The following is a 25,710-nucleotide window of genomic DNA, read 5'->3' as shown; positions in this document are numbered from 1 at the left end:
TCATGATTGGAATCGATCGAAATACCGGCGCCACGGTCGACGACTGGCTGCAGTTTGTGCAGCGCGCCACCCGTGCATTGACCACGCCGTTGGGCACTCGCCAGAAGCGTCCGTTGTATGGCTGCGCACTCACGCAGCTGCTGGGGCAGAACCTCGGTGACGACCTGCTGATCCTTGCCCAGAGCCACGCGGCCCAAGCGTTCTACAACCCGGACAACGGCATCGATGATTTCGAGCCAGAGGTCATTGTCGCCAGCCGACAGGGGGCCGGATTGTTGTTGCGTTTCGCCGGCACCTGGAAAAACCGCAAACAGACTTTCGAGGTGGTGACATGAGCATGCTGATACCCGGCCAGAACCAACTGGCCGAACCGGCCATCGTCACCGTCGAAGCGTTCGAGGACTTGCTCGCAGAGTTCAAGACCTTCGTGGTCGAGTATGTCGGCGCACGCTCTTCCGCCAGCGCGGCGAAGCTGGTGGACAGCCTCGAAAACGAAAGCGAACTGCTGACCCTGGCCCTCGAGGCGTTCTGTGTCCGGTTGCAAACCCACGAACGCAAATACAACGCCCGCATCAAGCAGATGTTGGCGTGGTGGGCCACGGGCACCAATCTCGACGCTCGCCTCGCGGACATGGGCCTTGAACGCCAGTTGCTCGATCCGGGCGACCCGGCGGCCTTCCCGCCCATTCCTCCGGTCTACGAGAGCGATGACGATGCCCGGTTACGCTACTACCTGGCGCCCCATGCCCCGGCGGCAGGCTCGCGTATGCAGTATCGGCGGGAGATCTTCACCCTTGGCGAACGGCCAGCGGTGAAGGTGGAAAACGCCTCGGCGGGCGTGGTGACCGTCACCTACACCTTCGACCCCGACGGTCATGCGGCGCAGGTCAAGGACGGCAACGGACGCCGCACCGCGCCGGGCGAAGTCACGGTCACGGTGCTGTCCCGTGACGGCGACGGCACGCCGACCGAGGCACTGCTCGACGGTGTTCGCCAACATTTCGCCCGGCCTGATGTACGACCGGAAACGGACTTGGTCATCGTGCAGGCCGCGCAGATCAAACCCTACAAAATCCGCGTCGTGGCGAAGATCAATGCCGGCCCGGATTCAGGGCTGACCCAGGTTGCCGCCGAGCAGCAGTTACAGGCATACGCCGAGGCGTGTCATCGCCTGGAAGGGCGGGTGGATCCGAGCTGGATCGACTACACGCTGCACAGCGCCGGCGCGGTTCAGCTGCAGATTCTCGAACCGCTTGCACCGATTGTGACAACGGCTTTCCAAGCCCCGTACTGCACGGGCATCGAGGTCGAGGTGGATACGTTATGAGTGACGACACACCTCGCCCGAGCTTGCTGCCGGCCAACAGTTCACCGTTGGAAAGGGCACTGGATCTGGGGTTCGCTCGGCTGCTCGAACGCATCGATCCGCCGTTTCCCGAGCTGATGAACCCTGCGACCACGCCCTTGGCGTTCCTGCCGTATCTCGCGGCGGATCGTGGGGTCAACGAGTGGAGCTCCGCGGCGCCCGAAGCTGAAAAGCGCCTGACCGTTGAACTCGCCTGGCCCACCACCCGGCAGGCCGGGACGCGAAAGGCGCTGGAAAATGCCGCCAAAGGTTTGCAACTGATGCCTGAAGTGCGCGCCTGGTATGAGCAAACACCGCTTGGCCCGCCCTACAGTTTTTCGGTCAGGGCATTTACCGAGCAGCCCTACAGCGAAGAAATCGACGCCCGTCTCGACCGCCGCCTGGCCGATGCCAAAAGCGAGCGCGACACCTTGAGGGTGTCTGTCGGCTTGAGTGCATTCGGCCGTCACGTCATCGGCGCCGCCACGTTGTGCGGCGAGCTGACCACGGTTTATCCGATTGTCATCGAAGGGCTGGAAGCCTCGGGCCAGGCCTTCATGGCCGCCGGGCTCTACACCGTCGAAACCTCCACTATTTATCCACAGGGGTCCTAAATGGCCGACTACTACACCCTGCTCACCGATGCGGGGATCGCCTACGAAACTGCCTGCAAAGCGGCGGGCACACCGATCAAGCTGTCGCAGATTTCCGTCGGTGACGGCGGCGGCACGCAATACAACCCGGCCGCAACCGCGACGGCACTCAGGCGTGAAGTCTGGCGCGGGCCGCTCAATGCGCTGTTCCAGGATGAAAACAACCCGAGCTGGCTGCTGGCCGAGGTCACCATCCCGTCCGATGTGGGCGGCTGGTATGTGCGTGAGGCTGGGATCTGGACCGATACCGGGATTCTGTACGCGATTGTCAAATACCCGGAGTCGTTCAAGCCGGTGTTGGCGACGTCCGGCTCGGGCAAAGAGTTCTACATCCGGTCGATTTTCGAGACTAGCAATGCTGAGTTGGTGACGCTGCTGATTGACGATACGGTGGTCAAGGCGACGCGGGCTTGGGTTGCAAGTTACGTCGCTGATGAGCTTGCCAAGCTCGACAGGAAGCAGTCGGTCCGAGTGGCGACGACAGCCAACATTGTCTTGAGTGGCGCGCAGGCGATCGATGGTGTTGCGGTGATCGCCGGGAATCGGGTCCTGGTCAAGTCCCAGACCTTGGCGAAAGACAACGGTATTTACGTGGCCGCGAACGGCGCTTGGGTTCGGGCAAAGGATGCCGATGCGAGTGCCGAAGTGACTTCGGGATTGATTGTTTCGGTGGAGGAGGGCACGACGCTTGCCAACACGATCTGGCAGTTGATTACCGATGGCGCGATTGTGCTGGGCACTACGGGGTTGGCGTTTCAGAACATCACGCAAGGGTTTGCGCCGCTCAGTTCGCCCGCGTTGCTGGGCGTCCCGACGGCTCCGACTGCACCGGTCAGCACCAACAATCAGCAACTCGCGACGACTGCGTTTGTGCAGCGTGCGCTCGGCAACCATTCGAGCGTTGGTGGGCTGGACGCGAGTACCGTTCTGACTGCGGATGCGTTTGGTAAGTCGTTCATCATCAATTCGGCGAATCCGGTGAATATCACGTTGCCGAAGGCAAGCACAGGGTTCAATGGCGGCACTATTACGCTCACCAACGTATCAATAGGTACTGCGACCATCGTTTTGCAAGGCACCGATTATGTAGCAGGCATGACGCCGGGTCAGCTTGTGCTCAAGACGATGGACACCATCACTCTTTCAACGGGTGCTGGCATCACTTGGTACGCCCAGGACGGGTCAATTCGTGACGTTTTGTCTGCGAGCTTCAAGGAGCTGATGGCTGGAAAGATCAGTTTTGGACAACTTGGGCTTGGCGGAGTAGGGGCTCCTATACTGGAAACTTTTAAGGCGATTACTCCAGGTGGGTTGTACCTGGCGTATGGCGCGCTTGTTCCAAATCTGGCTACACCAGACGCGCCGACGGACAGTAGCGGTAACGTTCTAGGCGTATTGGCTGTCACGCCGCGAAGTGACTGCACTTACTATTTTGCTTTTGAGAATGCAGCTCAAGGCAATCAGCGGCGCTTTTGGGTCGGTCAATACAACTTACCGAGCGGTGATTTGTTTTGGTCCTATTTGTTGACCAACGATAATTTGCCCTTCCGTGGAAAGATGCTTTACAGAACTGCAGGTGTTTATCAGTGGACCGTACCAGCAGGTGTGACGAAGGCCTATGTCGAAGTCGTTGGTGGCGGGGGGAGCGGAGCGTTTGGTGGTGATGGATCAACCACTATCGGTGCCGGCGGGGGCGGTGGTGGAGGTATTAGCAACCGTCTCTGTACCGTGGTGCCGGGCAGTGTTATCTCCGTAACAGTTGGTGCAGGCGGCGCAGCCGTTACGGCTGAGGGTGATCTTGGGATTGCCGGCGGTACCTCGTCCTTTGGCTCCTTCTGTTCGGCGACCGGTGGGCGTGGTGGCGTTATGAATGGCGGTGCTCAAGGTGGTGCGGGGGCTGGTGGTGATTTTAACGCCTCGCTCGGTCTGGGCTTTCCGCCCGTGCGCAACTCAGTGGGTACAGGGAACTGGGGTGGTCCAGGTGGTGGCGGCGAGAGTGCTTTTGCAGCTCTGGATACATCGATTCTGACTCGACCAGGCATGGGAGGGGGTGGGCGCTCAAAGACCAGATCGCAACCTGGCGCAGACGGCTGCGTGTTTATTACTTATTGAGGATGGGTCATGTGGGCATTAGTACAAGAGGGCGTCGTTCTCGAAACGACGGACGTTGATCCGGAGGGGCGTTATCACCCCGATCTTGAGTGGCAATCGTGTGCTGCGCAGGTTCAGCCTGGCTGGCTGTTCGAGAATGACGTATTCGCCGAGAAGATCGAGGTGCTGGAGGAGCGTAAAGCAACTGAGCGGCTGTGGCGCGACGGAGAGCTGACAGTTCGTCAGTGGCTGCGTGATCGGCACCGCGACGAGCAGGATTTGGGGCGGACCACGACGCTCAACAATGAGCAATTTGTAGAGTTGCTTGATTATCTTCAAAAGTTGCGCGACTGGCCTCAGTCCGAGTTATTCCCTGACATAGGGCAGCGTCCAATACCGCCGACCTGGATTGATTTGCAACTTCAATAAACGCCCCGCACCGACGGGGCGTTTTCTTTCCCGCAACACATCACAAAAACCTGACAACGGCCCCGCACACACGGGGCTTTTTCATATCTGGAGAAACACAAATGGCACCACGCCAAACCTACACCGTGCTCCTCCCATTCCCCACCGGGGGTGGTCACTGGTCGAGCGTCGGCCAGGAACTCGATCTGCTCGACGTCGAGGCCAGCGCCTTGCGCAGCGCCGGTCGCCTGGCACTGAAAAAAACCGAAGTCGTCGAACCGGCTTCTGCATCCACCCCGGCCAAAAAGGCCACCACCAAAAAGGCTGAATAACCATGGCTGAGGTTTTGAACTTCGAGCACAACGGCATTACCGTCAATGCCACTGAATCTCCCGAGGCCATGGGTGGCCTGGGGGACAACGTCATCGGGCTGGTCGGCACCGCGCCGAATGCCAACGCGCTGATTCCGAAAAACACCCCGTTCCGCATCAACAGCTTCACCACCCAGGCCCAGTTGGACCCGAGTGGAGCCGAGGCGGGGACGTTGTTCCACGCCGTCTACCAGATACTCAAAGTGGTCAAGGTGCCGGTGTACGTGGTCATCGTCGAAGAGGGCGCGACGCTGGCCGACACGCAGAATAATGTGATCGGCGGTATCGAAGCGCAGACCGGCCGTAAGCTGGGCCTGGCCGCGTTGAGTGGGGTTGCCGAAGACCTGACCATCATCGGCGCGCCGGGCTTCACCGGCACCAAGGCGGTGGCCAGCGAGTTCGCTTCGTTCGGCAAACGCATCAAGGCCCGTGTGGTGCTCGATGGCAAGGACGCCTCGGTCGCCGATCAAGTGACCTACAGCCAGGAACTGGGCGGCGCGGACCTGGGTTTCGACCGTTGCCTGGTGGTGCACAACATGCCGGCGGTGTACTCCAAGGCCGCGAAGAAAAACGTCTTCCTGGCCCCGTCGAGCCTGGCCATCGCCGCCCTCGCCAAGGTCAAGCAATGGGAGAGCCCGGGCAACCAGGTGACCTACGCCGAAGACGTCTCGCGCACCGTCGAATACAACATCCTCGACACCTCCACCGAAGGCGATCTGCTCAACCGCTACGGCGTCAGCTACTACGCCCGGACCATCCTCGGCGGCTTCTCGCTGCTGGGCAACCGTTCCATCACCGGCAAGTTCATCAGCTATGTCGGCCTGGAAGATGCCATCAGCCGCAAGCTGGTGAAGGCCGGCCAGAAGGCCATGGCCAAGAACCTGACCAAGTCGTTCATGGACCAGGAGGTCAAGCGCATCAACGACTGGCTGCAAACCCTGGTCGCCGACGAAACCATTCCTGGCGGCAGCGTGTACCTGCACCCGGAATTGAACAGCGTCGAGAAGTACAAGAACGGCACCTGGTACGTGGTCATCGACTACGGCCGCTACGCGCCGAACGAACACATGATTTATCAACTCAATGCCCGCGATGAAATCATCGAGCAGTTCCTGGAGGACGTTCTCTAATGTTTACCAACCGCGTAAGACAGGCCATCGCGGCCACCCTGCAAGGCTTGCCGTTGTCGGCGACCGTGGAAGATTTCACCCCGCCGAAAATCGAATTCGAAATGGAAGAGATGCGCGGCGGCCGTTTCATTGGCGAGGAAATGGCCAAGGGCGGCAAAGTGCTGACGGCCAAGCTGACGCTGCAAGGTCTCGGCCCGGAAGTCATGCTGGCGCTGGGCGTGAGCGTGGGCGACGACATTCTGCTGAACGTGCGTGAAGCCGGCCAGGACCAGGACGGCAACACCTGGTTCACCTACCACACGGTGGGCGGCAAGTTGAAATCCCTTGAGGAAACCGCCCTGAAAATGAACGAGAAGCCCAAGACCATCCTCGACCTGTCCTGCCGCACCTACAACCGCCTGGAAAACGGCGTCCCGGTGATCGACATCGACGTGCGCACCCAGAAATTCGTGCTCAACGGCGTCGACATTCTCGGTGATGCCCGCCGTGCGGTGTTGTTGCCTTAAAGGTGCAGTCCCTGTGGGAGCGGGCTTGCTCGCGAAGAGGCCATCAGCTTCAACATGAATTTGACTGACCCACCGCTTTCGCGAGCAAGCCCGCTCCCACAGGGTGCTCGTTCTCCCTGTTCATCAAGGAATTCACTTCATGCCCTGGACACCTCCCGTTCACGTATTGCTGTCGCCGATCATTGGTGACGACGATTCGCAGATCGAACAGCTCCCACTCAAACCCCTCTTCTACGCCGCGCAGAAAGAAGCCCTGGCCCGCGCCGGTGATGACGAAGACGACCAGTTCTTCGAGCTGGCCAAACTGGCCACCGGCCTGTCGGTCAAGGAGCTGGATCAGCTCAAGCGCCCGGACTACGTCAGCATTGCCCAGTACGTGCACGAAATGTCCACGCGCCCGGCGTCGTATTTTCTGGAGGAGCCACAGGCCGATCCCGACCAAGTGCAACTGCTGCAACCGCTCGACGTCGCGGGCCGTAGCCTGACTGCGCTGACCCTGGAAATGCCGGTGCTGCGTGCGACCAAGGCGATGAAAAAACTGAAGACGGCCAAGGAACGCGCCGAGTTCATCACCGCCCATTGCACCGGCCTGATGATTCCCGATCTCGATCGGCTGACCGTGCCCGACTGGACACAACTGCAGGTACGCATCGACGATTTTTTAAACAAACCGGCGGACTTCTTTCGGAGCGCGACATCGAAGTGATCCTCGATGTGGTGCCGCTCATTTACTCGGTAAGTGAGGCGGAAATCCTGGAGTGGGACGCCGGCAAGGCCTTGCGCCGATACGACATCGCGATCACTCGCCTTGGCGTGAAACAGGAGTAGAGCGGGATGGCGGACGATAGATATTCGCTCAAATACGCAGCCTTCGATGTGCCTGGGTTGGCGTTCGGTAATACCAGCCTCACCAGTGGCGTGTCAGCACAAGGCACGTTCGCCAGGGATCAGCTGTCGAGCCTCGATCTGGCGCTGGAAAAACTCGGGCTCAAGCTCGGCCTGCTGACCACAGCGATCGAGTCGCTGACGGTGAAGCTTTCGGCGCAGCGATTGTTCTCCCAAACGATGGGGGCTGGCGCCAAGGGTGAGTCGGCCAGTGAGTCAAAGGGCAAGCCGAGTGGCGGTATCGAACCACCGGCGCTGCTCAAGCCCGCGATAGCGATGGATTCGGCCATGGCCGATCTGAAGCAGGTCACCGGATTTACCCCTCGCCAGATCGAACAGACGACTGAGTCAACCCGGCACGTCGCCACCGCTAAGCTGGTGGCGGCCGGGGGCACCACGGCGGTTGAAGTTGTGGGGATGCAAAGCCTGGCGGCCAGAAAAGGCATCGGTAACGATTTGCCCGATGCCTCGGACCGACCGCAGGAACTGTCGCGTTTCGCCTCGGATGCTGCCGTCATCGCGACGGCGTCCAGGAGGCCGGCCATGGAGGTTGCGGAGATGCTCGCCGACTGGCGCATCTCCATGAAGCTCAGCGGCGCTCAAGCCTTTGACTTGGCGGATGCAACCAACCAGTTGGGCAAGCTGCCCAATGGTGCGAAAGCGAGTGAGATCGGCACGGTGTTGCAGCGTGACGGTGCGGCTGCGACCTCGGCGGGCCTGCAGCCTGCCCAAGCTGCGGCACTGACGGCGGCACTTCTCAATACCGGCGCGCAACAAGCTGAAGCGGGTGTGGCGCTCGATCAATTCACGACCGCTTTAGGCAAGGGCGATCAGGCCTCCGCGACCGAGCAAGCGGCCTGGAAGCAACTGGGGCTTGATCCCAAGGAAGTGGCGAGTGGGCTGCGTGACAAGGATGCCGCGCCGGGGACAGTGATGTCGGTGCTGGCGGCCTTGAACGCGCAACCGGCCGAAAAACGTTCGACCCTTGCCTCTTCGCTGTTTGGCTCTGGGGATGCTGCGGTGCTGCGCATGTCGCAGAAACTCGACGATGTGAACGCCGCGTTCTGGCAGGTGAAAGACCCAGGCCAATACGCCACATCGCAATTGGGCAACAACGGTTCGGTGCGCCAGGACGCGTTGGCGCTGTCGAACACCCGGCAGGGCCAGCTGAACATCCTCAATGCCCGCAACGAGCGTTTGTCGGTGGCCACTGGCAACGCCCTGATGCCTTCGGCAGATACCTCGTTCCAGTGGCTGGGATCGCTGGCCGATGGCATGAGTGAGTTGGCTGAGTCCTCACCTAAAGCCACCGCGGCCATCGTGTTGATTGGCGCAGCGATCAAACCGCTGGTGGGCGCGCTGCTCAAGGCTGTAGGGGATGAGATGTCCAATCAGGTGGCCAAGCGGGTGTTGGGTAGGGTCGCTCCGCACCTTCCCGGCCGATTGGGTGAGGTGATCTCCGATGATTTCAGAAATCCTCGTGTGGGCAAGCTGGATACAAGCAATGCCAACCAGCGTCCCGAATCCATGCCGAAAATACGCGTCAGAACACAAGACTTACGGGGAGGCGCAGGGCGTTTTTCACTCGCGCCAACCGCCTCATTACGCTCGATGACTCGCAGGGCGCCCGGCCCGCTAAAAATAGTCGGCGCCGTCGCTGATGTGGCCGAGGGTGTGCTGACCGGCGACAAACGAATGATGGGCGCAGGCCTGGGCGCCGCAGGTGGCGGCTGGGCAGGCGCTGCTGCGGGGTCTGCGGCCGGTGCCGCTTTGGGGAGTGTTGTTCCGGTGCTCGGCACTGCCATTGGTGGTCTGATTGGCGGACTGCTGGGCGGCTGGCTGGGGAGCGATGCCGGCGCGTCTCTGGGTGAGAAGCTCGTTGCCCCCGCCGACAGACTCGCCGCTCCAGACCAGGTCAGCAAAGACCTGGCCAGCACCCAGGCAACCACACAGAACACCATGACCGCCAACATCTACATCAACGGCCAGGACCAGGCCAGCGCGAGTCAGTTGGCCAACCTGGTCGTGCAGCAGCTCTCGGGCCAATTCGGCTTAACGACCATGCCCAACTCACTCGCCATGCGCAGTGACGCGGCGCTGACCGACGGAGGTACGTGATGCGTCAGCAAATGGCACTCGGCAGTTTCATTTTCGGTCTGTCGAGAAACTTTGCGTACCACAGCCTGGTACGCACCTCGGACGGTGGCTGGAAGAGCATCGACATCCTCACCAGCAAACCCAAGTCCAGCCAGGTCGGCCAAGGCCTGCAAGGGCTGACGATCACCGGCAAGTCGATGTACGCGACCGCCATGGATCGCCTCGATGAGTTGCGCGCCTTGCAGGCGCAGCGCGTGCCTGTGCCGTTGGTCGATGGCATCGGCCGCAACTGGGGCCTGTGGCAGATCACCAAGGTGACGGAAACCCAGACCGAGATCATTGATGACGGTACGGCGATGGTGGTCGGCTGGGTGGTTGAATTGACGGAGTTCGCCAATGCGTAGGGTTCGAAGTATCGCCGGTGATTCGGTGAATCTGTTGCTGTACCGCGAGCTTGAGCGTTGTGACGATATCGTCGAGGAGGCGCTCTGGCTGCTCAATCCGGGCTTGGCTGAATGGGGCCCGGTATTGCCTGCAGGCGTATGGGTGGTCTTGCCGGAAGTGGACCTCAAGCCCGTGGCAACCCCACCGGTTTCGGCCTGGGATTAAGGAGGCAACATGTCATTGGGTTTCACGCCTGCGGTGGAAATTTATGGTGCGAACGCTGCACTGCTCAACGAACGCCTGCTCAAGTGGGAGCATGTCGACGCGGCGGGTATCGAGTCCGATCAGCTGACGCTCACCATTAGCCTGGACGGGCTCGAAGGGTTGCCCAGCCTCGGCGGCAAGATTGGCCTGCGGGTCGGTTATCTGGAGTCGGGGCTGGTGGATAAAGGCGAGTTCGTCATCACCCGGCGCACGCCGTTCCTGTTTCCCCTGCAACTCGTGCTGGTGGCCATGGCCGCACCCTTCAGTGCCGCGGACCAGACCGGCTTCAAGCAACGCCGATCCGTCAGCCATGGCCCGACAACCTTGGGGGCGCTGTTTCGGCAATTGACTTCCAGGCACGGGTTTTCCCCGCGGGTGGCGCCGGACCTGTCGCTGATCAAAATCGAGCATGTCGACCAGACCAACGAAACCGACATGGGTTTCCTCACGCGTCTGGCCCACCGTTATGACGCTGTCGCCAAGCCGATCAACGAGTTGTATGTGCTGGCTCTGCGCGGTCAGGCGAAGTCGTTGTCGGGCAAGGTCTTGCCCGAGATGAAACTCTCGGTGACCACCACCAACCGCCCGGGCGACCACGCTTTTACCTCGGCCAAGCTGGATGAAACCGCCCGGGCGAAATATCAGGGCTGCAAGACCCGTTGGTGGGATGCGGCGGCCGGCAAACTGCAGGTCGAGGAGAGCGGCCTCGCGCCGTTCAAGACCCTGCGCCAACGTTTCCAGAGCGCAGACGATGCCCGCGCCGCCGGTGAAGGCGAGGTGCGCCGGATGATGCGCGAAGCCCTCAAGGTGAGCATCGAATGCCCCGGCAACCCGGGACTCTCCGCCGAGGGCATCGTACTGCTGGACCCGACCTGGCCGGATTTCATGCGCGGTCGCTGGTCGATCGACAAGGTCACCGCCAGTGGTGATCGGGAAAAAAGCTATCGCTGCTTGATTCATGCAACCTGCCTGGATGCCAAGGCCTGACCCCAATCCCCTGTGGGAGCGAGCTTGCTCGCGAAGACGCCAGCACATCCAACATCAGAGTTGCCTGACCTACCGCTTTCGCGAGCAAGCCCGCTCCCACAGGGTTGACTCGCACCTTCAGATACTGGAGTCCCTCCATGAAGATCACACCGATCCTCACGCAGTTGCGTGAGCAATGCCCGACGCTCGCCCAGCGCGTGGCCGCAGGCTTTGACCTTGCCACGCTGCAAGCCGAGACCTCGCTGCAAACACCCTGTGCCTATGTCCTGCCAACCGCCGACATTGCCAGCAAGAACGCGGCTCAGAACGTCACGCTGCAAGCGGTGCGTGATCGCTTCGATGCCGTGCTGGTGCTCGACGCCACTGACGCGACAAAAGCGCTGGATCTGTTGCACGACCTGCGGGCCGAACTGTGGCGCGCGCTGGTGGGGTTCAAACCGGGCGCCGAGTACACCGGCATTGAATACGACGGCAGCGAACTGGTTTCCATCAACAGCAGCCGCGTGTTGTACCGGCTGCGCTTTTTCGCCGAGTTCCAGCTGGGCCGCAATCTGGCGAGCCAGCCTGCCGAAAGCTGGCACGAGCGTGAACTGGACGGCTTGTCGTCCTTTACCGGGGCCACCGTGCGGGTCGATGCCATCGACCCGGCGGACCCCAACCTGAAACGTCCCGGCCCCGACGGGCGCGTGGAACTGACTTTCTCTGGAGACGTAACCCCATGAGCAAACGCATCACCGTGCTGCCGGCCCCGGGCCGTGCCGTACCGGACCCGGAAGCGGGCGATCTGTTGCCCCTCGAAGGCCGTGAAGTGCCGGACAACGCCTGGTGGCGTCGACGTCTGGCCGATGGCGATATCACTACCAAAGCCGTGAAAGCGGCAAAACCACAGGGAGCCAAATAATGGCGATTGGATTCAGCAACATTCCCGCGGACATTCGTGTACCGCTGTTTTACGCCGAAATGGACAACTCGGCCGCCAATAGCGCGTCATCGGCCATGCGCCGGTTGATCGTCGCCCAGGTCAACGACAACGTCGCCCCGGCCGAGGTCGGCAAACTGGTGCTGGTGTCCAGCGTCGCGCTGGCCAAGAACATCGGCGGGCAGGGCTCGATGCTCGCCTCGATGTACGAGACCTGGCGCAAGACCGACCCACTCGGTGAAATCTGGTGCCTGCCGCTGCACAACGTCGAAGGCGCCATCGCCCAGGGCGTGCTGACCCTCACCGGCGCCGCGACTGAAAGCGGTGTGCTCAACCTGTACGTCGGCGGTGTGCGCGTCCAGGCCGCCATCGTCAACGGTGCCACGGCGGCGCAGGCCGCCACTGCGCTGGCCTTGAAAATCAACGCAGCCGCCGACCTGCCGGTGACCGCTGCGGCCGCCGAAGGTGTGGTGACCCTCAGCGCCAAATGGACCGGTGACAGCGGCAACGACATCAGCCTGCAATTCAATCGCCTGGGCAAGAGCAATGGCGAAAACACCCCGGCGGGGCTGACCACCGCCATCACCACGATGACCGGCGGCGCCGGTGTGCCGGACCAGACCGCTGCGGTCGCGGCCCTGGGCGACGAGCCGTTCGAGTTCATCGCCTTGCCCTGGTCCGATGTGGCGAGCCTCAACACCTGGCAAGCGGTCATGGACGACAGCACTGGTCGCTGGTCCTGGGCCAAGCAGTTGTTCGGCCACGTCTATAGCGCCAAGCGCGGCACCCTCGGCACCCTGGTCGCCGCCGGTCAGGCGCGCAACGACCAGCACATGACCATCCAGGCCCTGGAGCTGGGCGTACCGCAACCGTTCTGGGTCCAGGCCGCTGCGTTGGCTGCGCGCACGGCGGTGTTCATCTCCGCCGACGCCAGCCGTCCGACCCAGAGCGGCAGCTTGCCAGGCCTGGACCCGGCACCGGCCAGCGAACGTTTCACCCTGACCGAGCGCCAGTCGCTGCTCAACTACGGCATCGCGACCGCTTATTACGAAGGTGGCTATGTACGCATCCAGCGTTCCATCACCACCTATCAGAAGAATGCCTTCGGCCAGGCGGACAATTCCTACCTGGACAGCGAAACCATGCACCAGTCGGCGTTCATCGTCCGTCGCCTGCAAAGCGTGATCACCAGCAAGTACGGTCGCCACAAACTGGCCGCCGACGGCACCCGTTTCGGCGCCGGCCAGCCCATCGTGACCCCGAGCACGATTCGCGGTGAGTTGATCGCCCAGTACGCCAAGCTTGAACTGGAAGGCCACGTGGAAAACGCCGAGCTGTTCGCCGAGCACCTGGTTGTCGAGCGTGACAGTCAGGACCCGAGCCGGGTCAATGTGCTGTTCCCGCCGGATTACATCAATGGCCTGCGGGTGTTCGCGCTGCTCAACCAGTTCCGCCTGCAATACGACGCCGCCGCCTGAAGGTCGCGTTCAATCGCATGAATTCAGCCCACCTCGCGTGGGCTTTTTATTGAAGGGAGAAACACCATGGGTCAACTGATTGCGGGCACCTGCTACGTCAAAGTGGACGGCGCTCAACTGACCATCAACGGTGGCTGCGAAGCGCCACTGATGTTCACCAAACGCGAAACCGTCGTACCGGGTTTCTACAAGGAAACCGACATTGCCCCGTCCTTCAAGGTGACGGCGCTGCACACCGCGGACTTCCCGCTCAAGCAACTGGTTGCCGGCACCGACATGACCGTCACCTGCGAATTCAACAACGGCAAGGTCTACGTGCTGGCCGGCGCCTACCTGGTGGAAGAGCCGGTTTCCAAAGGCGACGACGCCACCATCGAGCTGAAATTCGAAGGCATCAAGGGGACCTGGCAATGAGCGATGTCGTGACGCTGCGCGTGGCCATCGAGGCCCACGGCGAGCCTGTGAGCGAACTGACCCTGCGCCGTCCGACGGTGCAGGAAGTCCGGGCGATCAAGGCGCTGCCGTACAAGATCGACAAGAGTGAGGAGGTGAGCCTGGACATGGACGTCGCGGCCAAATACATCGCGGTGTGCGCCGGCATCCCGCCGTCGTCGGTCAACCAGTTGGACCTGGCTGATCTCAACGCGCTGAGCTGGGCTGTCGCGAGTTTTTTCATGAGTGCGGCGTCGCAACCATCGGCGACCTGATCGCCGCCGCCTATGACCTGGCCTGGTTCTGGAAGGTTGATCCCGAACAGATGATGGCCAGGCCACTGGATGTGCTCCGCGAATCCCTGGAGCACGCGCAACGGATCAATGCGATGCAGCAGGTGCAGTGATGGCAGACACACAAACGGTAGAGAAAAAAGCGGTGCTGCTGACCGGCATCGATGAGCTGTCACCCAAGCTCGCCGGGCTTCGTGCGAAGGTCGTGAGTTTCAAGCAGAACCTCGACGCCACGGGCCTGGGCAGCCTGGATATTTCCGGTCTGCTGCCCAGCGGCGGCCTGGCCCAACCATTTATGGACGGGCTCAAGTCGGCGCTGGCTTTCAAGGACGAAGCGGGCGCAGCGAGCTCGGCGGCCAGCGCCGTCCAGGCGCCTGAAGCGCCTCGTGTAGCGGCACAGAACCTGGATGGATTGAAGACTTCCATCAGCAACGTGTCGGTGCAGTTCGGCTCGGCCTTGGGGCCTGCGGTCAATGCGGTGGCGGTCAGTTTGCAGCCCATGGTCAGCGGCGTGGCCCAGGTGCTGCAGGACAACCCGCAACTGGTACAGGGCCTGGCGAATAGCGTCGTGGCGTTCAACGCGATCCAGACGGCGGTCAGTGGCGCGAGCCAGGCAATGGAAGTGGTCAACCTGGCCTTGAAGATGAATCCAATCGGCTTGATTGCCATGGGCATCGCCTTGGCGGCAGGGATGATCATTGCCTACTGGACGCCGATTTCGGCGTTCTTCGCCGGACTCTGGCAGCGGCTTGCGCCGATCGTCTTGCCGATGGTCGAGTTCTTCAAGACGATGTTCGCCTTCACCCCGATGGGGCTGGTGATCAGCAACTGGGGCCCGATCAGCAGCTTTTTTGGCGCGCTCTGGAATGTAATCGTGGCGGCGGCAACGCCGGTCATCGGTTTCATGCAGACGCTGTTCGCCTGGTCACCCCTGGGTTTGATCGTTGCCAATTGGACGCCCCTGACCGGGTTATTCGCGGCGATCTGGGATCTGCTCAAGGCCTTGACCGTGCCGGTGATGGATGCCCTGAAAGGCCTGTTCGATTGGACGCCCTTGGGACTGATCATGGCCAACTGGGGCACGATCGGAGAAGTCTTCGCCGGGATCTGGGAGGGCGTGCGCAACCAGGTGTCGATCATGCTGGCGGTATTGAGCGGCCTGTTCGACTGGTCACCCATCGAGGGCCTCACCCAACAGTGGGGGCCGGTGGGCGAGTGGTTCAGCCAGTGGTGGGACAAGCTGCAGGGCGTGATTGCACCGATCAAGGCGTTTTTCAATGGCGGCTTCGGTGAACTCATCACCACGTTCACCGGCAAGGTCGAAGGCCTGACCGAGGCGCAGCGACAGACCAACGCCGAAGGCAAGGGTGAGCTGGCGCCGGCGTTTTTTGGTGGGGCCAGCGAACAGCCTCCGGGGCTGTCTTCGAGCCTGGCGCCGGCGTCCGCCAACGTGCCAGCCAAAACCGCGCTGGCACCGGGTGCGTTGCCGCAAACCTCCAGTGCCTTGGTGCAACAAAGCGCCGCCAACAACCGCACGCAACTCGAAGGCGGCCTGACCGTGCGCTTCGAAAACGCGCCGGCCGGGTTGCGCGCCGATCCGCCACAGACCAATCAACCGGCCCTGGCGGTGAGTTCGCGCATTGGCTATCGCTCACTTTCCACAGGAGGTTCCAATGAGCTGGCGTGATCGTTTGTTGCCGGCGTCGTTTCGTGGCGTCGGGTTCTGGGTCGATCAGGCGAAAACCCCGGTCGGCCACAAGGGCCAGTTGCATGAATATCCCCAACGCGACCAGCCGTTTTTCGAAGGGCTTGGCCAGCAGGCGAAGATTCATGAGCTGACCGCGTTCATCGTCGGCCCTGACTGCCTGGAGCAGCGTGACAAGCTGCTCAAGGCTTTGGAACAGGGCAGCGGCGAGCTGGTGCATCCATGGCTGGGACGCATGCAGGTCAAGGTCGGCGAATGCGACATGACCCAGACCCGCCAGGACGGCGGGCTGGTGACGTTCGCCCTGAAGTTCTACCCCGACCAGCCGCTGCAATTTCCCTCGGCCACGATCAACAGCCAGAAACTGCTGCTGGTCTCGGCCGACAGCTTCCTCGGTTCGACGGTGCGGCGCTTCGAAGACGCCATGGCCGTGATCAAAGCTGCACGGATCGGCATCGCGGACCTGCGCAACAGCCTCAAGGATATCTACGCGGTGATCGAGCAGGAGCTCAAGCCGTTGATCGAGACCTATCGGCAACTCAGCGACCTGGTCAAGGCGGTGAAAGCGTTGCCCAAGGACGTGGTGGCCGAGTTCAAGGGATTGCTGGGCGACATCCGCGAGCTGAAGGACTTTGCCCGTGACGGCTATCGCGGCGTGATTGCCAGCGTGTCGCAACAGGTGGAAGCCATTCGCAAGGCCGACGCGCCCAAACTCACCACCGGCAAGGACACCACGGCCGCTGCCCAGGCCGTGGCCGATCTGGTGCAGGACACACTGCTGGTGCAGGCCGCGCAATGGATTGCGGCGATGCCGGTGGCAGCGCCTGTGGTCAAGTTGGACGCTACGCCGTCGGTGGCGCAACAGGCCGTGCAACCGGTCCAGCGCCGGGACGTACCGGTGGCCGACGATGTGTTGGCCCTGCGCGACGCGCTTAACGATGCGATCTGGCAGGCTTCCCTCAAGGCTGATCCGGAGCACTACCAGGCGATGAATAACCTGCGCCAGCAAATGGCCGCGCACCTGACGGCAGTGGCGTCGTCGGGTGTCAGGCTGATCAACCTGTCGTTCAAGCAAAGCCTGCCGGCGCTGGTGGTGGCGTATCAGCAATTTGCCGATGCCACCCGGGTGACTGAAGTGACCCAGCGTAACGGCGTAGCCCATCCTGGTTTCCTGCCGCCCAATGACCTGAAAGTCTCGGGGGAGTAAGCCATGAACGAGCTCGACAACGCTGTCTCGCTTACCGTCGGCGGGTTGGATTACGGCGGCTGGAAAAGTGTGGAAATCAGTGCGGACCTGGAGCGCCAGTTTCGCACCTTCAAACTCGACATTACCTGGCAATGGCCGGGGCAGACCCAAGCAGTGCCGATCCGCCCGGGCGATGAATGCCAAGTGCGCATTGGTGCCGACCTGGTCCTCAGCGGTTATGTGTTCAAGGCGCCGGTCAGCTATGACGGTCGGCAGATCAGCCTGAGCATTGAAGGCGGTTCCAAGACCCAGGATCTGGTGGACTGCGCGGCGATCAACCGTCCGACTCAATGGCGCGGGCAAACGGTGTTGAGCATCGTCCAGGCCCTGGCCTCGCAATACGGCGTGGCGGTCATCAGTGAGATTCCTGAAACCGCGCGGTTGAGCGAACACAGCATCGTGCCGGGGGAAACGGTCTTTCAATCCATCGACCGTTTGCTGACGTTGTTCCGGGTGTTTTCCACCGATGACGCGCAAGGCCGCGTGCTACTGGCCAAACCCGGCAGTGGCGGACGGGCCAGTGACGCGTTGGAGTTGGGCAAGAACATCTTGTCGGGCAATGCACCGATGGACTACAGCCAGGTGTTCTCTGAATACCGGGTCATCGGCCAGCACAAGGGCAGTGATCAGCAGAGCGGGGCGGCGGTGAGCGAAGTCTCTGGCTCCGCCGCCGACTTGAGCTTCAAGCGCAAGCGGGTGACGGTGATCAGCGAGAGCGCGCAGTTGACCTTCGAACTGGCCCAGCAACGGGCCGATTGGGAAAGCGCCATCCGCACCGGCAAGGCCCTGACCACCACTTACCGCGTGCAGGGCTGGCGCCAGGCCAATGGCGACTTGTGGCGGCACAACACCTTGGTACGGGTGATCGATCCGGTGCTGGGGTTCGACGGTGACATGCTGATTTCCAAAGTCACGTACTCGCTGTCGGCACAAGGCTCCGTCACCACCCTGCAAGTCGCCCCGCCGCATACCTTTGACGCGAACCCGGTGCCGCCCAAAACCTGAGCCCGGCGCCGATGCCTGCTCACCACCGACCCCCTGTGGGAGCGAGCTTGCTCGCGATGACGACAGCCCAGCCAATAGAGATGTAGATCCGAACACCGCGTTCAAGTCCACGATTCTCAAGGAAACTTCAATGAGCCTACTGACCCGCCTCCTGGCGCGCGGCACTGTCGTGCTCGCCAATTCGGCCACCAAGCTGCAGTCGCTGCAAATGCGCCTCACCGCTGGCGAAGTGAACGACGACATGGAGCACTTCGAACCCTATGGTTTCACCAGCAACCCGTTGGCCGGTGCCGAGGGCATTGCCACGTTCCTGGGGGGTGACCGTTCCCATGCCGTGGTCCTGGTGGTCGCCGATCGCCGCTTCCGCCTCCAGGCCCTGGCCCCTGGCGAAGTGGCGCTCTACACCGACGAAGGCGACAAGCTCCACTTCAAGCGTGGTCGTGTCATCGACATCCAGACCGCGACCCTGAACATCCGCGCCAGCAGCGCGGTAAACATTGACAGCCCGGTCATCAACCACACCGGCAAGATCGTTTCCCAGGGCGACCAGATCGCCAGTGGCATCAGCCAGATCAAACACGTGCATGTCGGTGTACAGGCCGGTAACGGCCAGACCGGTGCACCAGCGGGAGGCCAGTGATGTTCATCAGCCAGAACCTGCACGCCGCGCTGACCCGCTCGGTGTTGATCAGCCTGTTCACCTGGCGCCGCGCCGCCGCCGACGATGCGCTCGATGACGAGGAGCGTTTCGGCTGGTGGGGCGACACCTTTCCGACCGTGGCCGACGACCGCATCGGCTCGCGGCTGTGGCTGTTGCGACGAGTCAAGCTGACCCGCCAAACCCAACTCGACGCCGAATTCTATGCCCGCGAAGCCTTGCAATGGCTGATCGACGACGGCCATTGCAAGGCCATCGACATCATCAGCGAACGCCTCGACGCCCAGCGCCTGAACCTGCGCACGGTCCTGACCCTGGCCGACGGCGAGCGCCTGGACATCAACCCCGATAACAGTTGGCAGGTGACCTATGCCGTTTGAAACCCCTTCGCTGCCGGTGCTGATCAAGCGCGCCCAAAGCGACCTGGCCAGCGATTCGCTGCGCCAGTCCGATGCCCAAGTGCTGGCCCGCACCCTCGGTGGCGCTGCCTATGGCCTGTATGGCTACCTGGACTGGATCGCCGAGCAGATCCTGCCGGACAAGGCCGATGAATCCACCCTGGAACGCATCGCTGCCCTGCGCCTGAACCAGGCGCGCAAAGCGGCTCAAGTGGCCAGCGGCAGTGTCAGTTTCACTGCCACCGCTGGCGCGGTACTGGATGTCGACACGCTGTTGCAATCCACCGATGGCCGCACATTCAAAGTGACCACCGCCCGCACCACCAGCAATGGCCTGAACACCGCCGCCATCGCCGCGTTGGACGCCGGCAGCCTGGGCAACGCCGACGCCGGCCTGGTGTTGACGCCAGTCCAACCGATCCTCGGCATTGGCAGCAGCTTCACGGTGCTGGCGCCGGGGCTGACTGGCGGCGTTGCTCGGGAAAGCCTCGAATCCCTGCGAGCGCGGGTGATCCGCTCCTACCGCATCATCCCCCACGGTGGCTCGGCCCAGGACTATGAAACCTGGGCCCTGGAGTGCCCTGGCATTACCCGCGCGTGGTGTCGTGGCAGCTACCTGGGACCGGGCACTGTCGGCCTTTTCGTGATGCGGGACGACGATCCTCAACCGATCCCCAACGCCGAGCAATTGGAAGAGGTGCGGACCTACATCGAGCCCTTGCGTCCGGTGACCGCCGAGCTGCACGTACTGGCGCCGACGCAGGTGCCGGTGACCTACCGGCTGCGCATCACCCCGGATACCAGCGCCGTGCGTGCGGCCATCGAGGCGCAACTGCGCGACCTGCACAACCGCGAAGCCGGCCTCGGCGAAACCCTGCTGCTGACCCACATCGCCGAAGCCATCAGCAGCGCCACCGGCGAAACCGACCACAAGCTCACTGCGCCGAGCGCCGATGTGGTGGCGGCCAGCAATCAGTTGCTGACGTTCGGAGGCTGCGTATGGCAGGCATAAGAACCGCTGAACAGTACCAGGCCCAACTGCGCAGCCTGCTGCCCAGCGGTCCGGCGTGGGACCCGGAGCGCGTGCCGGAACTGGACGAAGTGCTGCAAGGCATCGCCCAGGAACTGGCCCGCCTCGACGCCCGTGCCGCCGACTTGCTCAACGAGATGGACCCGGCGGGCGTGAGTGAGCTGGTGCCGGATTGGGAGCGGGTGATGAACCTGCCTGATCCGTGTTTGGGGGCTACGCCGTTGTATGACGATCGTCGCTTGGCGGTGCGTCGACGGTTGTTGGCAGTAGGCAGTCAGGCCATTGCCTATTACGTGGAAATCGCCAAGAGCCAGGGCTATCCCAACGCCACCATCACCGAACTCAAGGCGCCGCGCATGGGCCGCGCACGGTTCGGTGAGGCTCACTTTGGCACCTGGCAGGCGCAATTCATGTGGACCCTCAACACCGGCGGCCGGTTGCTGCTGGGGCGGCGTTTCGGTGCGAGCTATTGGGGGGAGCGGTTTGGCGTCAATCCGGGGTCGGCTCTGGAGTGCCTGATTCATCGCAGTGCGCCGGCGCATACCAAGGTTCACATCAATTATGACTAGGGAGTAAACGGATGGATTATCCGAAGAGTGTGCCCAGCGCCGGCTTGGTGAATGGGAAGTTCGTGGATGAAAATCCACTGACCGGGACGCCGGGGTCGTTGATTCCGGCAGCTTGGGGAAATGGAGTCACGCAAGAGATTGTGAACGTCATCAAGGCGGGGAATCTGACGCCAGATGAAACTCAAAACGATCAACTGCTCGAGGCCATTCAGTCTGTCAGCGCCAAGGGCTGGAACCAGGATCTCGCGCTTCCGATCGCCGCTTTGCCGCTGCCAACGATTGCAACGGCAGACGCCCGTTTGGCAGTCACTTCAACGCCACTATCAACCAGCGGCGGTCGCGTCTCGATTCCGGCGGGTGTGTACATCAGCATTGGACAGGAGGTAGTGAGTGGGCGGTTGGGGCGATCGCGTACTTACGTGACGACGGCCTGGAGCAGCGCCGATTTGTTGCCCAGCGCCAGCTATTTTCTTAGAGCGCAGGTCATAGGCGGCGCGCTGACGTTCTATATGCAGCGTGGAAGCCTGTATGACCTCTCGCCGGAATCCTTGAAGGGGACTGTCAACGGAGCGTCCGGCGGCGGCTTTGCGTCCACACCCCTGGACATGTGCCTGGCCTGGGTGATGACCGGGGCGCCGGGCTCCTTGCCGACGATTCGAACGATCTACAACCGTGCTCAATTGACCTGGACCCAAACTGTGAATGGCACGGGGGTGGTTTATCTACCGCTGGATCCGCATGCGCGTGCGGCGCGGCTTGTGGCGGGCAATCCAACACCCTCTCCGAGTGCCGTGACTTCGCTGGCGTTTGTTCAGACCGGGTGGGTTGGGGGCAACTACAGCTACCTGTCGCCCGCCTTACAAAGTATCACCAGCCAAGCGGGGGGCTGGAGCAGCCCATACATGTGTGTGCTGTTCTCTAATAACGTTGTCAACGACGTTACGGTTTCTACCGTCACAGCCAGTTTTGATCATTCTCAATCTCGCTCGCTTTGGCAGTGCTTTCAGGCGGAGCACACATTGGGGTCGACCAATGCTGAGAGTGATGAACTGTTGCTGAGCATGGGTATCAAGGGGCACCAGGCTCTGACTGACTACAGCGTGGGTATCGCCGTCAACTTTACCAATGCGATCAATGTTCACCTGTCCTGGGAGCTGATCCGATGAAAGTCATTCAAGAACTGCACCAGTACGAAGATGGACTTCGCCCGCCTTCACCTTCTTCCGCCCATACCTGGGAGGACGGTACATGGGTACTCACAGAAGAGAATGCTGCTGAGCTGTTGCGCCAGGAAGCCGAACGCTTGTGCACCAAGGTCGATGCCGCTGCCGACAGCGTCCGTCGTACGTTGGCCGGTGACCCACTACGTGCCCTGGAATACCAACAAGCCGCCCTGGAGGCGCAGGCCTTCAAGGATCAGGGCTACCCGAAAAAAGCCGTTCCACTGGCCGTTTCGGCGTGGGTTGTCAAAGGGCGCACAGCCAGGCAGGCGGCGGATCAGATTCTCGCCAAGGCCGCCGAGTTTGAAGCAAACCTGCTGGCGCTTCGCGAACTGCGCCTCAAGGCCAAGACACAGATTCGTGCGCACATCGCCAAAGGCAAGGCGGATCTTGCGACTCAAACCGCTGATGACGTGCTCGCAGCCCTCCGGGCGCTACCTCTTCACGCTTGAGTCCCGCCTCACAGAGAGAAATAAAACATGGATTATCCAAAAAGTGTTCCCAGCGTCGGGCTGGTGAACGGTCGGTTTGTGGATGAAAACCCGCTGGCGGGTACGCCTGGGTCGTTGATCCCGGCGGTATGGGGAAACAGTGTCACTCAGGAAATCCTGGGTGTGATCTCCTCGGCCGGCATGACGCCGTCCGAAGCGGATAGCGGTCAGTTGATCAAGGCGCTGCAAACCATCCTCGGACGTAGTAGTCCGATGCGCTCAGTCATCACGCGGCTCACGGCATCCAAGGCGTTGACCTCCGATGAGTTGGGTCTGGTGTTGATCGATGCAAGTGCGGGTGCAAGCACTGTGACTCTACCCGCGGCCAATGCGACGCTCGGTGTTCGCGATGTGATTGTGCGACGTGTGGATAACAGTGGTAACCGTCTGACGGTGCGGGCTGACGGTAATGATAGGGTTCGGTTTCATACTCATCTGGCAGCCAATGGTTATCCATTTCTGGTGTTAATGGGTAGTGGCGATTGGTGGCATTTGCGCAGTGATGAAGCCGGAGTTTGGTGGCCGGTGGGCCGGTTTGATGCGACGGTGCTGGGGCGGGTCTCTTTCGAGAGCACGCGCCAAGTTATTCCGGGTGGGTATGCAGTGCTTAACGGAGCCCTATTAGTGCGTAGCGATTGGCCGTGGTTGTGGGATCACGCGCAATTGTCCGGTGCGTTAGTGAGCGAAGCCAGTCGGCCGGGGAATGAAGGCGCGTGGACAAGCGGTGATGGGGCGACAACTTTTCGGATTCCCGATATTCGCGGCGAATTCTTGCGCGTGTTGGATGAGGCACGAGGGGTAGATGTTGACCGTTCGGCGGGCAGCAGACAGATGTATGCCCTTGAAAGCCACAACCATTATTTGCCCACCAGCTCGGGTAGTGCTAACCGCCCTGGTCCTGCTATTGCTGACGGTTCTTGGGACGTCACCCGTGACGTCAATGCTGCGCCTGCAACAGGGATAGTCGGTACGACTTATCCCAATCCGCTGTTTTATTCCAGTGGCGATAGTGTAGGCAGTATCGGGAGTTTCAGTACTGAAACCCGTCCCAGGAATATCGCCTACCCTGCCCGAATCAAGCTGATCTGAGGTGACTATGTTTATTTATCTGTTTGATGACGCCGGTGTCTTATCTGGTCCGGTAGACCTTTTCGTAACGCCCGGGATGGGCATTCAAATCCCCAGTAACGGCATCCAGCTTTCCTTCGAGCTACCCCCCGCCCAAGAACATCATTCGTGGGTCATGGTGGGCGGCGTTCCGCGAGAAATGGTCGACTGGCGTGGTTCGGTGTATCGCAAGGACGACGGCGCTCATCTGGCATGGACCGAGTTCGGCGAGTTGCCGGATACCTATACAGTTGAACCTTGGCCTGGTAATTATCATGTCTGGCAAGAGAACAGTTGGGTATTTGACGAGGCTCTACAGCAGGCAGATCTCAGGCGCGAGGCCTTGGCTAAGCGCGATAAATTGCTGCGTGAGGCCGTTCAAAAAATTGCTCCCCTGCAATACGCCGAAGACATCGGCAACGCCAGCGATCAGGAGCAACTGGCCCTGATGGAGTGGAAGCTCTATAGCGTTGAATTGAATCGCATCCAGCATCAGGTGGGTTTTCCTACCGACATCAACTGGCCTGTCATGCCTGAGCCGGCCGCTTAAGCAACCCACGGCAGAACATCAAAACTTCCTTAATTTATCGTGCCACTGCGCATTAACGGTGAGGCTTTATATCGCCTTCATTTTGATCGCTGGTCAGTCAGGAGCGAAAAAATGGACTATCCAAAAAGTGTGCCCAGTGCAGGTCTGTCGAACGGCAGGTTCGTGGATGAGGATCCCTTGGCGGGTACGTCGGGTTCCTTGATTCCCGCCAGTTGGGGCAATGGTGTGACGCAGGAATTACTCAACGTCATTCAAGCGGCGGGGATAGCGCCGTCTGAAGCCCTCTATAACCAATTGCTCACAGCCTTGCGTGGCAGCGGATTGTTTCTTACCGCGCCGCTATTCGATAACAGCAGGGCCGTTGCAACGACTGAATACGTACTCCGCAGCGGGATGCAGTATGGCGGATTCGATGTTTACAGCACCGGGGCGACATTGACCCTATCGGATGTTGGCGGAGTTGTCAGTTTCGCCAGTAATACACCGGTTGCCGCGAGGCTGCCGGCTACAGCCGAAATCATACATGCCGCCACAGTAACAATTGTCAACGCGGGATCGGGCATCGTTACCGTTTCGACGGCATCCGCTGTTGATGTGCTGTGCGCTTCGAATGGTGCGCAGGGAACAATCACTATCGGTCTGGGCGAAACGGCGGAGTTCATTAAGCTCAATAATCAATGGCGTCTTATTGGCGGTACGGTGGCGTTGAAATATACGGCTATGTCCACTTCGTCATTGCAGCCCAATGGCTGGAAGCGGACGCCTGATACAACGAGTCCGACGGGATATGTTATTGAGCAGTGGGGTGTTTCTTCCAGCGGTGCGGATGCCAACGGCGTTATCGTAACGTTTCCTATGTCCTTCCCTAACGCTGTTAGAAACATCGTAGTGACCGATGGAGGCCCCACCTGTGCGTCTTTTGGAGTCTCCACAGGCTCGCTGAGCCAGTTCAGACTTTATGGGCGGGATTACAATGGTGCCTATTCAAATTGGACTAGACTATGGCGAGCGATAGGTTATTGAAGGGGAGGTAAATATGTTGATTTATTACGCTCAATCCACAGGCGGGTTCTACAACTCTATCGATCACTCGGGCAATCTTCCTGAAGACGCGATCAAGATCACCGATGAAGAATATCGAACCTTATTTGCCGCCCCCTTCCTGAACAAACGTATCGAGTCGGACGCCAAAGGTCGTCCGGTGCTCCTGGAGCAGTCAGTTAATGAACTCACGGTACGAATGGCCAGTGAAAAGAATTGGCGTGATGCGTCGCTCACAGCAACCGACTGCCTCATAGCAAGGGATCGCGACGAAATGGACGACGGCGGCGGTACGACGCTGGACCAAACACAGTACACACAGCTTCAGGCTTATCGCCGGGCTCTGAGGGATTGGCCGCAGGATGAGCACTTTCCAGCCACTGAATATCGTCCGGTTGCGCCGTCCTGGCTGGCCGGACATCTTTGATCATGCACTTGCGATGACCT

General features: G+C 61.0%; 31 protein-coding genes. All 31 read left to right on the top strand.

The features are described 5' to 3' along the window. Positions 1-2 precede the first annotated feature (2 nt). The 31 genes from AC09SL_RS20560 to AC09SL_RS20410 all read left to right on the top strand — a co-directional run bounded on the left by AC09SL_RS20560 (position 3) and on the right by AC09SL_RS20410 (position 25,690). Positions 3-335: a hypothetical protein gene (locus AC09SL_RS20560; RefSeq protein WP_058542517.1), complete on the top strand. Its 333-nt coding sequence runs from the start codon at positions 3-5 to the stop codon at positions 333-335. After that, positions 332-1,327, top strand: a complete 996-nt coding sequence (locus tag AC09SL_RS20555; RefSeq protein ID WP_058542516.1) for a baseplate J/gp47 family protein — start codon at positions 332-334, stop codon at positions 1,325-1,327. Before AC09SL_RS20560 ends, AC09SL_RS20555 begins: the two co-directional genes overlap by 4 nt. Continuing rightward, positions 1,324-1,959, top strand: coding sequence for a phage tail protein I (locus tag AC09SL_RS20550; RefSeq protein ID WP_058542515.1), 636 nt, complete (start codon positions 1,324-1,326; stop codon positions 1,957-1,959). Before AC09SL_RS20555 ends, AC09SL_RS20550 begins: the two co-directional genes overlap by 4 nt. After that, on the top strand, positions 1,960-4,110 hold the full coding sequence (locus AC09SL_RS20545) for a phage tail protein (protein ID WP_231139258.1): 2,151 nt from the start codon (positions 1,960-1,962) through the stop codon (positions 4,108-4,110). A 9-nt stretch (positions 4,111-4,119) separates the two neighbouring features. Then, positions 4,120-4,518 (top strand): tail fiber assembly protein, encoded by a 399-nt coding sequence (locus AC09SL_RS20540; protein ID WP_064107049.1) that lies wholly within the window; start codon positions 4,120-4,122, stop codon positions 4,516-4,518. 101 nt (positions 4,519-4,619) lie between these two features. After that, complete coding sequence (locus AC09SL_RS20535) at positions 4,620-4,829, top strand: hypothetical protein (protein ID WP_058542793.1); 210 nt, start codon at positions 4,620-4,622, stop codon at positions 4,827-4,829. 2 nt (positions 4,830-4,831) lie between these two features. Continuing rightward, on the top strand, positions 4,832-5,998 hold the full coding sequence (locus tag AC09SL_RS20530) for a phage tail sheath protein (RefSeq protein WP_058542794.1): 1,167 nt from the start codon (positions 4,832-4,834) through the stop codon (positions 5,996-5,998). After that, a complete protein-coding gene (locus AC09SL_RS20525; RefSeq protein ID WP_058542795.1) occupies positions 5,998-6,504 on the top strand; it encodes a phage major tail tube protein in 507 nt (168 codons plus the stop codon). The genes AC09SL_RS20530 and AC09SL_RS20525 overlap by 1 nt, the downstream gene beginning before the upstream one ends. Positions 6,505-6,643: 139 nt before the next feature. After that, positions 6,644-7,210, top strand: coding sequence for a phage tail assembly protein (locus AC09SL_RS20520; protein WP_058542796.1), 567 nt, complete (start codon positions 6,644-6,646; stop codon positions 7,208-7,210). A 128-nt stretch (positions 7,211-7,338) separates the two neighbouring features. Further along, a complete protein-coding gene (locus AC09SL_RS20515) occupies positions 7,339-9,507 on the top strand; it encodes a phage tail tape measure protein (protein ID WP_058542797.1) in 2,169 nt (722 codons plus the stop codon). Further along, positions 9,507-9,890 carry a phage tail protein gene (locus AC09SL_RS20510; protein ID WP_027912183.1) on the top strand — a complete coding sequence of 128 codons (384 nt, stop codon included), beginning with the start codon at positions 9,507-9,509 and terminating at the stop codon, positions 9,888-9,890. The genes AC09SL_RS20515 and AC09SL_RS20510 overlap by 1 nt, the downstream gene beginning before the upstream one ends. Beyond that, entirely contained in the window at positions 9,883-10,095 is a 213-nt protein-coding gene (locus AC09SL_RS20505) for a tail protein X (RefSeq protein WP_058542798.1), read from the top strand. Before AC09SL_RS20510 ends, AC09SL_RS20505 begins: the two co-directional genes overlap by 8 nt. Before the next feature lie 9 nt (positions 10,096-10,104). Beyond that, on the top strand, positions 10,105-11,121 hold the full coding sequence (locus AC09SL_RS20500) for a contractile injection system protein, VgrG/Pvc8 family (protein ID WP_058542799.1): 1,017 nt from the start codon (positions 10,105-10,107) through the stop codon (positions 11,119-11,121). A gap of 137 nt (positions 11,122-11,258) precedes the next feature. Continuing rightward, positions 11,259-11,843 (top strand): phage tail terminator protein, encoded by a 585-nt coding sequence (locus tag AC09SL_RS20495; RefSeq protein WP_058542800.1) that lies wholly within the window; start codon positions 11,259-11,261, stop codon positions 11,841-11,843. Then, entirely contained in the window at positions 11,840-12,022 is a 183-nt protein-coding gene (locus tag AC09SL_RS20490) for a DUF2635 domain-containing protein (protein ID WP_003198311.1), read from the top strand. Before AC09SL_RS20495 ends, AC09SL_RS20490 begins: the two co-directional genes overlap by 4 nt. Then, on the top strand, positions 12,022-13,518 hold the full coding sequence (locus AC09SL_RS20485; protein WP_058542801.1) for a phage tail sheath subtilisin-like domain-containing protein: 1,497 nt from the start codon (positions 12,022-12,024) through the stop codon (positions 13,516-13,518). The genes AC09SL_RS20490 and AC09SL_RS20485 overlap by 1 nt, the downstream gene beginning before the upstream one ends. Positions 13,519-13,584: 66 nt before the next feature. Further along, positions 13,585-13,932, top strand: a complete 348-nt coding sequence (locus tag AC09SL_RS20480; RefSeq protein ID WP_003198314.1) for a phage tail tube protein — start codon at positions 13,585-13,587, stop codon at positions 13,930-13,932. Further along, positions 13,929-14,225 (top strand): phage tail assembly protein, encoded by a 297-nt coding sequence (locus AC09SL_RS20475; protein ID WP_003198316.1) that lies wholly within the window; start codon positions 13,929-13,931, stop codon positions 14,223-14,225. Before AC09SL_RS20480 ends, AC09SL_RS20475 begins: the two co-directional genes overlap by 4 nt. 130 nt (positions 14,226-14,355) lie before the next feature. After that, a complete protein-coding gene (locus AC09SL_RS20470; RefSeq protein ID WP_058543730.1) occupies positions 14,356-15,930 on the top strand; it encodes a phage tail tape measure protein in 1,575 nt (524 codons plus the stop codon). Next, a complete protein-coding gene (locus AC09SL_RS20465; RefSeq protein WP_058543731.1) occupies positions 15,917-17,155 on the top strand; it encodes a DNA circularization protein in 1,239 nt (412 codons plus the stop codon). Before AC09SL_RS20470 ends, AC09SL_RS20465 begins: the two co-directional genes overlap by 14 nt. Before the next feature lie 3 nt (positions 17,156-17,158). After that, positions 17,159-18,199, top strand: a complete 1,041-nt coding sequence (locus AC09SL_RS20460) for a phage baseplate assembly protein (protein ID WP_058543732.1) — start codon at positions 17,159-17,161, stop codon at positions 18,197-18,199. Positions 18,200-18,329: 130 nt separating this feature from the next. Then, a complete protein-coding gene (locus AC09SL_RS20455; RefSeq protein WP_058543733.1) occupies positions 18,330-18,839 on the top strand; it encodes a phage baseplate assembly protein V in 510 nt (169 codons plus the stop codon). Continuing rightward, a complete protein-coding gene (locus tag AC09SL_RS20450; protein WP_058543734.1) occupies positions 18,839-19,237 on the top strand; it encodes a phage GP46 family protein in 399 nt (132 codons plus the stop codon). The genes AC09SL_RS20455 and AC09SL_RS20450 overlap by 1 nt, the downstream gene beginning before the upstream one ends. Further along, the gene (locus AC09SL_RS20445; RefSeq protein ID WP_058543735.1) at positions 19,227-20,267 is read left to right on the top strand and encodes a baseplate J/gp47 family protein; all 1,041 of its coding nucleotides are present in this window, start codon (positions 19,227-19,229) and stop codon (positions 20,265-20,267) included. The genes AC09SL_RS20450 and AC09SL_RS20445 overlap by 11 nt, the downstream gene beginning before the upstream one ends. Further along, positions 20,255-20,854 (top strand): YmfQ family protein, encoded by a 600-nt coding sequence (locus AC09SL_RS20440; RefSeq protein ID WP_024617650.1) that lies wholly within the window; start codon positions 20,255-20,257, stop codon positions 20,852-20,854. Before AC09SL_RS20445 ends, AC09SL_RS20440 begins: the two co-directional genes overlap by 13 nt. Before the next feature lie 11 nt (positions 20,855-20,865). Beyond that, complete coding sequence (locus AC09SL_RS20435; RefSeq protein ID WP_058543736.1) at positions 20,866-22,020, top strand: hypothetical protein; 1,155 nt, start codon at positions 20,866-20,868, stop codon at positions 22,018-22,020. After that, positions 22,017-22,526 carry a hypothetical protein gene (locus tag AC09SL_RS20430; protein WP_058543737.1) on the top strand — a complete coding sequence of 170 codons (510 nt, stop codon included), beginning with the start codon at positions 22,017-22,019 and terminating at the stop codon, positions 22,524-22,526. Before AC09SL_RS20435 ends, AC09SL_RS20430 begins: the two co-directional genes overlap by 4 nt. Positions 22,527-22,553: 27 nt before the next feature. Next, positions 22,554-23,654 carry a phage tail protein gene (locus AC09SL_RS20425; RefSeq protein ID WP_058543738.1) on the top strand — a complete coding sequence of 367 codons (1,101 nt, stop codon included), beginning with the start codon at positions 22,554-22,556 and terminating at the stop codon, positions 23,652-23,654. Positions 23,655-23,661: 7 nt separating this feature from the next. Next, positions 23,662-24,222, top strand: a complete 561-nt coding sequence (locus tag AC09SL_RS20420; RefSeq protein ID WP_058543739.1) for a tail fiber assembly protein — start codon at positions 23,662-23,664, stop codon at positions 24,220-24,222. 111 nt (positions 24,223-24,333) lie between these two features. Continuing rightward, positions 24,334-25,245 (top strand): gp53-like domain-containing protein, encoded by a 912-nt coding sequence (locus tag AC09SL_RS20415; protein ID WP_058543740.1) that lies wholly within the window; start codon positions 24,334-24,336, stop codon positions 25,243-25,245. Between the two features lie 13 nt (positions 25,246-25,258). Continuing rightward, a complete protein-coding gene (locus AC09SL_RS20410) occupies positions 25,259-25,690 on the top strand; it encodes a phage tail assembly chaperone (RefSeq protein WP_058543741.1) in 432 nt (143 codons plus the stop codon). The last annotated feature ends 20 nt before the right edge of the window (positions 25,691-25,710 follow it).

It is taken from the genome of Pseudomonas sp. PF05, from assembly GCF_056521845.1.
This window is presented reverse-complemented; position numbering and strand designations above follow the sequence as displayed.